Origin of the sequence: Haloferax profundi, assembly GCF_001469865.1 — an archaeon.
GTDB lineage: Archaea > Halobacteriota > Halobacteria > Halobacteriales > Haloferacaceae > Haloferax > Haloferax profundi.
Genome location: NZ_LOPV01000326.1, coordinates 1 through 2,370 on the forward strand (window position 1 = coordinate 1; position 2,370 = coordinate 2,370).

2 protein-coding genes and 1 pseudogene are annotated in these 2,370 nt (G+C 50.1%); 1 reads left to right on the top strand and 2 read right to left on the bottom strand.

Annotated elements, in window-relative coordinates; translation table 11 throughout:
- Window positions 1-319, top strand: a pseudogene (locus AUR66_RS12795) (archaea-specific SMC-related protein); the annotation flags it as partial.
- Between the two features lie 524 nt (window positions 320-843).
- Here the strand turns inward: AUR66_RS12795 and AUR66_RS12800 are convergent.
- Complete coding sequence (locus AUR66_RS12800) at window positions 844-1,410, bottom strand: TATA-box-binding protein (RefSeq protein ID WP_058572736.1); 567 nt, start codon at window positions 1,408-1,410, stop codon at window positions 844-846.
- 382 nt (window positions 1,411-1,792) lie between these two features.
- Window positions 1,793-2,370, bottom strand: a 578-nt coding sequence (locus tag AUR66_RS12810) for an ABC transporter permease (RefSeq protein ID WP_157533106.1), incomplete at its 5' end; no start/stop codon positions are given.

A 2,370-nucleotide genomic window follows, 5' to 3' on the forward strand; every position in this document is an offset into this window, starting at 1 on the left:
GGTCACCAAGTCGGTCTTCGAACTGCACGTCATTCGGACGAACGAGGAGGGAGCGAGCTACGAAGACACTGTTGTGCACCTTTCAGAATCAGAGCGTGAGGTGACGGGGCTCGTGTTTGCCCTCGCTGGGTACCTTATCCACGAAGTATACGAAACGGTGCCATTCATGGTCCTCGACTCACTCGAAGCGATTGACGCTGTCCGTATTTCACGGCTTGTGGATTACTTTGCGACCTACGCCGACTACCTCGTCGTCGCACTGCTCGAAGAGGACGCCCAAGCAGTCGATAGTTCGTACTCGCGGTACTCACCGGCGTAAGTTCATATTGCCTCTCGGTTTTTGACCGAATATGACAATCTTAGAGTATAGTACAATTACAAAGAGTTTTGGAAATATTCAATGACCAAGGCACGATTCAATGTTCGGTTTTATGTTCAGTTCAAACTGCTATTATTGGTGTAAAATGATTATTTGTGTGGCTATATAACTTGATATTCATATTTATTAGAATTAATTAACCAATTTGATGTGCGTGGCAGCCATAATGACTCTTTTCACACTAAAAGTCAAAAATCGGTCGTGTTCACGGTTATATTGCAGTTGAGCACAAGTTGGTCCACCGATTAGAATGAAGCCAGTTAAATATCATTTATCTAGTTATTTGTTAGAACAGTCGTAATTCAAATATGTGTAATTTGTGGGAGTACTCGCATCACAGCAAGTCCGGTCTCTACGAAACAGTTCCTGATTTCAACATTCCACTGAACCAGTAGCACATCACAGAATAACCGCTGCTATCCGAACAACACACCCCACTGTTTCCGGAGAAAACGTTCCGACGCTCAGCCGAGTAACCCAAGCGACTCAATCTTGTCGCTGACGACCTGAATCGCTTCTCGTGCATAGTCGACTTTCTTCGCGCCTGTGATGACGATCTTTCCCGACCCGAACAGCAAGACCACTACTTTCGGCTCGTCTATCCGATAGACAAGACCGGGGAATTGTTCAGGCTCGTATTCAACATTTTCCAGTCCCAGACCGATAGCAAGCGCATTTAGATTCAGATTCGTTCCGAGGTCTGCACTCGAGACGATGTTCTGTACCGTCGCCTCTTCACGGTCATCAATCGGGATTCCAAGACTTCCGAGCTCGTCGAACACCTGTTCTAACGCACGGTTGACCTCGTCGACGCTACTTGCCCCAGTGCACACGATTTTTCCAGATCGGAAAATCAGATTTGCTGCTCTGGGGTCTTGGGTCCGATACACGAGTCCAGGGAAGTTATCGGGGTTGAACTCCGCTCCGTCAACGTCGTTCGAGAGCGATTCTAAATCCAATTCCTGGCCGACTGCACTTGATGCGACCACGTTTTGAATCTCGAGAGAATTGAGGCGGGCTTCTTGGGACATTATATTGTGTTTTAAATGCTGCTACTTAAGCGATTGTGCGAATCAAGAATTTCTCCGAGTACAACCAAATGGGGAAATAGGCGGGCATATGGTGCCCATTACCCGAATAGAGGTTGTTGAGACCCTCAACCTCAGACAGGATTGGCGTGACACAGACAGAGTGTGTATGCATCACAGCGACCAGTTCACTTCGACACAAGTCGACTCTCGACCCGTCGAAGTAGACTGGACGCTGTTGAGACTGCACACCGTTCAGTATTTTCTCTTGGATTACCACCTCACAGTCGACGTATGGTAATTCGCAGACGAACGCGTGCATCGGGTGGATAGTGTCTTCTGTGTACTTATCGCGACACGGAGAAATTTCAGCTGGGTCATTGACTTAGCCACGAAGGGCGTCGACTGGTCGTTCGTTCGCCGCCCGCCACGCCGGGTATGCGCCAGCGACGAGGCTCGTCCCGATGCCGAACGCCACTGCACCGAGGAGATAAGAGAGTGCAGACGGCGTGAACGCGAACGGGTCACCGAGGAATATCGAGTTCGCTATCAGCGCAACTCCAATCGCAATCGCGATACCGATTACGGCGCCGAGCGCACCCAACAACGCGGCTTCCAAGAGGAGAATCCGGATAATGTCTACTTTGGTGTACCCGACCGCTCGTAGAACACCGATCTCTTCGCGGCGTTTGATTACCGCCATCAACATTGTGTTAGTTATCGACACACCAGCGACCAGTAACGAGATGGATCCGAGCCCGGCGAGGAAGGTGTTGATACCGTTCACGATACTTTTGAACAGTCGAACGAGTGAAGTGAGTTCGAGCACCAGGAGTCGGTCCTTTCGGTCGTTGAATCGCTCACGGAGAGCTTCTGCGACGGATTCAGCTCTGTCTGTCGAACGGGTCGTGATTCGGACCTGGTCGTACTGTCGGCTCCCTGCCTCCTCGAGTGGGAGGTACA

Bases quoted from the DNA above. Each gene is read 5' to 3' on its own strand.
- AUR66_RS12800 (WP_058572736.1), bottom strand. From the start codon at position 1,410: ATGTCCCAAGAAGCCCGCCTCAATTCTCTCGAGATTCAAAACGTGGTC.